Consider the following 8,632-nt stretch of genomic DNA (forward strand, 5'->3'; position numbering starts at 1 on the left):
AATCTTGCATGAAGAATGCTGTCGATTTTTACTTTGTCGTAGGCAACAGAATCTTTTGGAAATTGTGGTTCGAATTCTAATTTGGCATCGGGATAAACGGTCACTTTTACTTCGATGGTATCTAGTTCTGGGTATAAATTTGATAAGGTATCGACGCTTAATTTTTCTTGAATTGTACTGGTTAAAAATTCGAAAAAGCACTGTTTTCTCTGGGCTTCATCGGTTAGAAGTTCGCATTCTGACACCGATGGATATTCATCGACTTCTTGCCAATTTATCTCTTTTAGTTGCTTATCTAGCAATTCTTTTTCGGAAGGAATTTGCTTCTCAAAATAGTTGCACGATTGCAATAAAAGTAAGGTAAGTAATGCTAGAAACTTTTTCAAATTATTATTTTTTTGTGCTTAAATATTCCGCGTAACTTTTACTAAACCAATCTTGTTTGGCTTGTTGTGCTTCTTCTTTTTTATCTTTGTACAATAAACCGAGTTTTTCAGAATAGATTGCAATTTTGATGGTGTACGTATAGAATTCTTCTCTGGTAAGCGTTAGTTTTGAGTCGCCTTGTTTTTGAAAGAATTCGAAAAATAAGTCATCAAAATCTTTTCTATCAAAGGCACGAACTTCATTTTTATATTTGGCGTACAACGTTTCTTTGAATTGCATATCGGGATCGTTCGACTTTTTTTCTTGCGCCAAAGCAATGCTTGTTGAACAAAAAAGCAGTAGGTAAAAAAGCGATATTTGAATTATTTTTCTCATATTAGTCATCAAAAATACTAAAAATTATTTTATGGATATTATATTGGTTGTTTTAGGCTTAATTTGTTCGATTCTTGGGCTATTGGGAAGTTTTTTACCTGCTTTACCTGGCGCACCTTTAAGCTGGATTGGGTTGTTATTATTGTATCTAACCGATTATGTTGAAAATAATTATTGGGTTTTAGGCATAACATTGCTGCTCACGATTATTGTTTCAATACTAGATTATACAATTCCGGCTAAAGGTACGAAGAAATTTGGCGGAACAAAATATGGTGTTTGGGGTACCAATATTGGATTGATTGTTGGATTGTTTTTTCCACCAATAGGTTTTATAATTGGATTGTTTGTTGGTGCTTTTATTGGCGAATTAATTTATAATTCTCAAGATAAAAAAGGCGCTCTGAAAGCAGCATTTGGAGCATTTTTAGGATTTCTTGTATCTAGTTTTATGAAGTTTATGTTGTGCTTCTCTTTTCTGATTTTGTTTCTTATTGTTGCTATTAAGAATTACTAAAAAAAGCGCTCAATTGCTTGAACGCTTTTTGTGATCTATTTATTTTGTGATTTATTTCACAATTAATTTTTTGATTACTTTAGAATTGTTTTCTGTTGCCACTTCCACAAAATAAATTCCTGGATTTACAGAAGATAAATCTATAGTTTCAGAAATTGAACTAGCTTTTACATTCGTAATTTGTTTTCCTAAAACGTCATAAACAGAAATTGATGTAATTGTGTCTGAACCATTTTTTAAAGTTACTGTGACAAAATCTGAGGTTGGATTAGGATAGAATACAAAATCTCCATTTTCTAATTCATCAACATTTAGTAATGCTGTAAATTCTGTAGTAAAAGTATTTGTTACGATGGCTGGATTAAAATCGAAATAAATTGAAGCCGTATTTGGAATTATATCACCAACTGTAAAGCCAGGTTTTGGTTTTATTTTAAATATAACATAACCTTTTCCAATGTTTGTATTGGCTATAGAAACTGGTAATTGAATGTTGTCAAACTTCCAATTTATGTTGTTTCCAACTCTATCCATAATATAATTTGGATGACTTGTGCTTACCATTCTTATCGAATTTTCATCAAGTTGAGCGTCAAGAACATCGTTGATTCGAACATTAATCGCACTTGCAGTTCCGGTATTTTCAAAACGTATTGTGTAGTATAAATAGTCGTTGGAAGTGAATGATGAAAACAAAATTTCTTCACCACGAGATTCCATTTTGTCGTTTGGATCGTAGGCGTTAACAATTATCTGAGCCAAAGTATTGCTGTTATTCTCTGTAACTACATCACTTGCTAATGGTAAAATTGAAGCCGAATTTGTTAAATATTGTCCGGCACTAACCGTTGGAATTGTAGGAACTTGCATGCTTACAGTTATTGTTCGCACTTCAAATGGCATTAAGTTCGTAAAATTATAAGTAAATCCAGTGGCTGTTGGCGTTGTTCCTGCTTGAGAAATAGTGGCGATAGTAACGTTAGCATCTTTATTAAAAGTTAACGTTCCCGAAGTTATTGGTTGGTTTCCTAAATTGGAATAAATAATTCTATTTTCATAAACAAATCCTGGTCTTGGATCATTAAATGGAACAATTGCAACCGCTATATCATTATAAGGCTGCACAACAGTAACAGCAAAATTGTAAGAAATCATTCCGGCTCCAACAACAACATTTACATTATTGTAAGACGAACTTGATACATTATACATTGATGAATAAGCGGCATCAACTGTGAAACTTAAATCGTAAGAATTTGCTGGATTGGCGTCATAAATACTATAAACACCTGATGGCGAAGCTATGTTGTGTATTACATCATTATCATTGACTTCGTATTGAAATTGTCCTAATGGAAAATTGCTTTCGCCGCTGTCTTTAAGTCCGTTACTATTAGAGTCCAAAAATGCATTCAATTGCAAACCAGAACAATTGATAGTTCCTGTTGATCCTGAGGTTTGTGTGATTTTAATATATCCAGATTGATTTGAAAAATTCGTCGTCATTATCAAATAATATTGTCCAGGCAAAGCATTTGGAATTATTGGGTACTCCACTGGTGCTGCAGAGAAACTACAGCTTACAATCGTACTTACGGCTGGAATACCAGTTCCACATGGAGTTACAGGATCAGTAAATGGACCAAAAACCACATAATCAACATCAAGATTATTTGAAGTAAAATTAATACTCGTGCTTTGTTGAATCATTAAATTAATTGTACCTGCAGAACTTACTGGCAAATAAAACCAAGTAGGATTCGGTGCGCTAGCCACACATCCAACTGAGCCAATAGAAGCAGAGCCAGTTGTATTGCTAAAAGGAACTCCAAGAGCACTACACAATGAATTTGCTTGATTACAAACGTAAGCCAAATTGCAAATAGCAAAAGCTTTGGCAGCAAAAGTATAGATAACATCACAACCTCCAGGGACAATTTCGCGAACAAAAACATTAGTTGTAGCTATTGTTGACGCTACGTTTACAGCAGATGGATTAGCAAATGGCGACACTTGATTTTGAGCATTAGCCAAACTTGAATAGTATTGTAAAGTATTTGTTGAACCAATTTGTGCTTGAACTGTCGTGAAATTAAACGATACAGTTCCGTCATTATTATTATCACAACTTGTCATTTCTGGCAATACTACAACATCTGGCAGCAGTACTTGTGTTGTAATTGTGAAAGGATAAATTGTGAATTGGGAAGTTGTATTATTTTCTAATCTAACAAAAATTGTTTGAGTTCCAACGGCGGTCATACAATATGTTGAACTTAACGGATTTGTATCAGAATTAGCTTCTGATTGTGATATATGGTATGAAATAGTATAATCTGCCGGATTTAAAGTACCGATTACATTACTATTGTTATCTGTTAAGTTAAAACAACCAAAACCCGAATCAACACATTGGGTTAAATTTTGAGGAAAACCAGGTTGGATACAAGTAACCATCATTAACTGTACTTCACCAATAGAAAAACATCCTGTAGCATTTTCTGATCTAAAATATACTACCGAATTGCCAGAACTCAAACTTTGATAGCAAACAGTGTTATTCATTGCATTTGCGCCAGTATTTGCGTCTGAAATGGTTTGGTAAAAAGTGACACTGATAGCTGCTATGCCATTTTGAATATTTGGAATTAAACTTTCTAAATTCCAACATGGGAAACTTGTAGCCACACTGTAACAATTTGTTAAAACTTGATTCGAAACCGCTGGTGGCAGATTAACATTCAATTGGTAAGTAATAATTTGAAGTTGACTAGTAAGATTATTTACAACACGTGCATATACTGTTTGTTGAAATGGGCTAATATTAGTATACGGACTAGAAAGAGAATTAACTCCCAAAGTTGCATCTGTCAATGTTGCATGATGGGTAATAGTGTAATTTGATGCGTTCAAACCTAGAAGAATTTCATAGGATATTTCACCTAACAAGAAAGATGAAAGTCCGTCACCATTGTCATCACAAACATTATTAAATGTAGTTGGTTGATTTAAACCTTGCGCAAAAACAATAAATGTAGAGAACAATAAAGTAATCGAGAGTAGTAGTTTTTTCATTTGGTTGGTTGGTTGATTAGTTTGTAATTTTTAGATGCAAAATTTGTTAAAAGGTTGCGTACACATAAAATACAACGCAAGATACAAATTTTCAGTTATTTACAAATAAAAACTGCTCTAAAAACAAAAAAGCCATCTCGTTAAAAACGAGAAAGCTTTTCATTGGTCTAACTACTAAACCAAGATACGCTTTACAAAGGCGTATCGAAAACAACACAACTATTTTGAATGATTTGCTGAACATTTAACAATTGTTCGCAAATTCATTTCGATTGCTTTTTTGGGCAAAAAAGCACCTCATTTCTGAAGTGCTTTTCCCAATTTAGCGGTCTGGACGGGACTCGAACCCGCGACCCCATGCGTGACAGGCATGTATTCTAACCAACTGAACTACCAAACCATTGCTTTATTGCGGTTGCAAATATACACACGTTTTTTGTTTTCGCAAGTATTTTTTTAATTTTTTTTCAATTAATTTCAATGAAATCAACCAAAGTTTTGTTTTTCAACCAAGTACGTAGTAAGAATTTTTTCAAAATTTGCTCCAACATTTACCGGAACGTACTTTATTTTGTTCTGCGCACAGGTTAAAGATAGCTTTTTGAAGTAGTCAGAGACCTTTTTTTCATACTCTTCTTTGACATTTTCGGCATAAAGGTTGATTATTTCACCCGATTCTACATCGATAAACTTCCTTGGAGTGTTGTCAAAATCGAAATTAAGCTCTCTTTTTTCATCAATAACATGAAAAACCACTACTTTATGCTTATTGTGTTTTAAGTGCTGTAATGCGCTAAAAAGCTGCTCTTCTTTGCCGTCTTGAAACATGTCGGTGAAAAGAACTATCATCGAACGTCGATGTACTTTTTCTGCTATTTGATGTAGAAATGTTATTGTGTCTGTATTTTTTGATTCTTTTGGGTTTTCTAGAAGGTTTTCTAATTGATTTAGCAACATTCTGTGATGGCGATCGCTTCCTTTTTCGGGTGCGTAATATTCGAATTTATCGGAATAGATGCTTAGTCCTACTGCGTCGCGTTGTTTTTTAAGCAAATTCATTAAAACTGCAGATGCCAGAACTGAAAATCCTACTTTACTTTCGTAAAATGGTTCATTGTTTTTGAGCTTTGGAAAATGCATTGATGACGAGTTGTCTATAATTAAATGACAACGAAGATTGGTTTCTTCTTCGAAACGTTTTGTGTATAACCTGTCGGTTTTGGCAAATAGTTTCCAGTCGATATGTTTGGTGCTTTCGCCAACATTATACACTTTATGCTCGGCAAACTCGGCTGAAAATCCGTGAAATGGCGATTTGTGCATTCCCGAAATAAAACCTTCTACAACTTGATTTGCCAAAAGTTCGAGATGCTTAAAACCCGATATTATTTCTTTTTGTTCTTCTATCTTCATGTATCAAATGTAAATAAAAGTTTAGGAGTTTAAAAATTTAGTCCCGAAATTTCGGGATAAAAGTTTCACAAAATTGTTTTTGAAAATGGATTTTTACAAAAATGAATTGCTCATTAGCCCTGATTGAAATGAAAATCTTTTTATTTTTTTCATTAAAAAATAAAAAATTGTAATGGAAAGCAGGAAAATGGATTACTGAAAATGCCCGAACGATTCGCTCCAAAAAAAAAGGTTCAACTTGCGTCAAACCTTCTTAAAACTAACTAAATTTATTTACTTATTTTAAATTTTTTACCTTTTAGTTGATTTTTAAAGTATTAATGTCTTCTGCAAATTTGAGTCAAAATTTCAAACTGTGTAAGAGTAATTACCCTGATTTACAAAGGGTGTTTTTCCTGTTTTTTCTACTTTAAAAAAGCTATAAAAAAAGGCCTAACTTTCGTTAGACCTCAACATTTTGTGTTTTTTAAGCATTATAGTAATGCATCAATTGCATCTGTATAAGTTTTCTTTGGCGCAACACCAACTTGACGACCAACTACTTCTCCGTTTTGGAAAATCAATACTGTTGGGATGTTTCTTACTCCGTATTTTGCAGCAAATTCTTGGTTTGCATCTACATCTACTTTACCAACGACAGCTTTTCCTTCGTATTCTGCAGAAACCTCATCGATAACTGGCCCAACCATTCTACATGGTCCACACCAAGCTGCCCAAAAATCTACTACTACTGGTTTGTCTGATTTTAAAACTACTTCATCAAAAGTAGCATCTGTTATTGCTAATGCCATATTATTTAGTTTAAAAGTTTAAAGTTTAAAAGTTTAAAAGTTGCTGACTTAAAACTGATGCAAAAATAGTATTTTTTTTAGGAGCGCAATCGTTTGGGCATTTTTTGTCCCGAAACTTCGGGACCATTTTCTCGCTTTCCATTCCAATCTTTTCTTTTTTTAAGAAAAAAAAGAAAAGGATTTCCATTTCAATCGAGGCTATTTGGCTCTCTTTATTGAATTTATTTCAAAGTTTCAAAACTGCAATTAATTAAAAAGAAATTTCATTTTGTAACTTTATTTTAACATTTACGTCTAATAAGAGAACAAAAACCAACCCAATCATGAAAAAAATTAAAGCTATTCTACTACTTGTTATTGTTGCTTTTTTATTGTTTTATTTTAATCTTCCTGTATTGAATTACGGATTTATTGCATTGCCAATCATTCTTTTAGTAATTACAATTATTGGAGTTTTTATTTTCACACGATTTAAAGTGGTCAATGAAAAGAAAATTCAAGTAGTTGAAAAACCAAGCAAAATCTTTTTTATACTTATAGGTTTGCTCTTGTTTTATATGATTGTGTTTCCTCTATTCACGAGTTTACCAATGTTTAGAAGTGAATCGTATAAGAACTTGATAGGAAAAGTAGCTGATGGAACAAAAATTTCCAATCATATTGCTCCGATTTCTATTGATGAAATTCGTGTGGTTGATGAAGATTTGGCTTATTTATTGGGCGAAAAAATACTGGGTTCGCAACCAGCTTTGGGAAGTCAAGTTGAATTAGGACATTTTTGTATCCAAAAAGTAGGTGAAGATTTATATTGGGTTGCGCCTTTATTACATTCAGGTTTTTTTAAATGGATTAATAATCAAGAAGGAACTGCTGGATATGTGATGGTTTCTGCAACTAACGAGCGTGATGTGAAATTGGTTCAGAATATTGCTGGAAAAGACATCAAAATAAAATACCAACCCGAAGCTTTTTTTGGAAGTAAAATACAACGTCATTTATATTTTAACGGTTACGCAACCGTTGGATTGGCCGACTATACTTTTGAAATTGACGATAAAGGAAATCCGTTTTGGGTTGCCACAAAATATGATAAAAAAATTGGTTTTGCAGGAAACGACGCTGTTGGAATTGTAGTTGTTGATGCACAAACTGGAACAATGAATGAATATAAAATTGCCGATGCTCCAAAATGGGTTGATCGCGTGCAACCAATAGATTTTATCGAAGAACAATTGAACGATTGGGGAAAATACGTTCATGGATATTGGAATTTTGCGAATGCAGATAAATTACAAACTACAGAAGGATTGACCTTGATTTATGGTGAAAACAACAAATCATATTGGTACACAGGACTGACATCTGTTGGAAAAGAGGAATCAGCTGTAGGATTTGTTTTGGTGGACACAAGAACGAAAGAAACAACTTTTTACAAACAAAGCGGCGCGACAGAATTTGCAGCGCAAGGTTCGGCAGAAGGAAAAGTTCAGGAGAAAGGTTATCATTCTTCGTTGCCAATTCCGTATAACATTAATAACATTCCAACTTATGTAATGACGTTAAAAGATGATGGCGGATTGGTAAAAATGTATGCCATGGTTGCCATAAGTGATTACACTATTGTTGGCGTTGGAAACTCGATGCGTGAAGCATTGACTTCGTTTAAAAGTGCGTACAACATGACTGGAAGTAAGTTAAATTCGTCTAGTTTAACCAATAAAAAACAATTAAAATCGGTAGTAACCAGAATTACAAATGATGTTAAAAACGGAAATAGTTTTTACTATTTTACTACAAAAGATTATCCAAATATATTTGTAGGTTCGTCGCAAATATCCAATCAATTGCCTGTGACTATTGTTGGTGATAGTATTAAAGTTTCATTTGATGTTGATAATGAAGAAGTAATTGATGTTTCTACATTTGAAAATACAACGATGAAGAAAAAATAAATTGTTGATTGTCAAAAAAAAAGTTCTTCGACAAGCTCAGACTGACAATTGTTTTCATTTTTGCGTTTTTTTAAAAGTAGTCGATTTAAATTTTAGTGTCACACTGAGCTTGTCGAAGTGCT

The 8,632-nt window shown here is 33.2% G+C and carries 7 protein-coding genes and 1 tRNA gene; 2 read left to right on the forward strand and 6 right to left on the reverse strand.

All coding sequences use genetic code 11. The features are described 5' to 3' along the window. The coding region (locus DIU01_RS10955; protein WP_290834385.1) for a hypothetical protein at positions 1-386 on the reverse strand (386 nt) is incomplete at its 3' end. Between the two features lie 4 nt (positions 387-390). Beyond that, the gene (locus DIU01_RS10960; RefSeq protein WP_290834388.1) at positions 391-762 is read right to left on the reverse strand and encodes a hypothetical protein; all 372 of its coding nucleotides are present in this window, start codon (positions 760-762) and stop codon (positions 391-393) included. A gap of 31 nt (positions 763-793) precedes the next feature. On the opposite strand from DIU01_RS10960, the gene DIU01_RS10965 reads away from it, so the two are divergent. Beyond that, positions 794-1,279 carry a DUF456 domain-containing protein gene (locus DIU01_RS10965; RefSeq protein WP_290834390.1) on the forward strand — a complete coding sequence of 162 codons (486 nt, stop codon included), beginning with the start codon at positions 794-796 and terminating at the stop codon, positions 1,277-1,279. 51 nt (positions 1,280-1,330) lie between these two features. Here DIU01_RS10965 and DIU01_RS10970 read toward each other — a convergent pair whose 3' ends face one another. The 4 genes from DIU01_RS10970 to trxA all read right to left on the reverse strand — a co-directional run bounded on the left by DIU01_RS10970 (position 1,331) and on the right by trxA (position 6,558). Beyond that, complete coding sequence (locus DIU01_RS10970) at positions 1,331-4,354, reverse strand: T9SS type A sorting domain-containing protein (RefSeq protein ID WP_290834392.1); 3,024 nt, start codon at positions 4,352-4,354, stop codon at positions 1,331-1,333. Positions 4,355-4,680: 326 nt separating this feature from the next. Next, a tRNA-Asp gene (locus DIU01_RS10975) sits at positions 4,681-4,754 on the reverse strand. A gap of 86 nt (positions 4,755-4,840) precedes the next feature. Beyond that, positions 4,841-5,767, reverse strand: a complete 927-nt coding sequence (locus tag DIU01_RS10980) for a DUF58 domain-containing protein (protein WP_290834394.1) — start codon at positions 5,765-5,767, stop codon at positions 4,841-4,843. Between the two features lie 473 nt (positions 5,768-6,240). Then, the gene (gene trxA, locus DIU01_RS10985; RefSeq protein ID WP_035128033.1) at positions 6,241-6,558 is read right to left on the reverse strand and encodes a thioredoxin; all 318 of its coding nucleotides are present in this window, start codon (positions 6,556-6,558) and stop codon (positions 6,241-6,243) included. 323 nt (positions 6,559-6,881) lie between these two features. Here trxA and DIU01_RS10990 point away from each other — a divergent pair, with 323 nt between their 5' ends. Beyond that, complete coding sequence (locus DIU01_RS10990) at positions 6,882-8,510, forward strand: hypothetical protein (protein WP_290834398.1); 1,629 nt, start codon at positions 6,882-6,884, stop codon at positions 8,508-8,510. The last annotated feature ends 122 nt before the right edge of the window (positions 8,511-8,632 follow it).

Origin of the sequence: Flavobacterium sp. (assembly GCF_003525665.1) — a bacterium.
Classification (GTDB): Bacteria; Bacteroidota; Bacteroidia; order Flavobacteriales; family Flavobacteriaceae; genus Flavobacterium.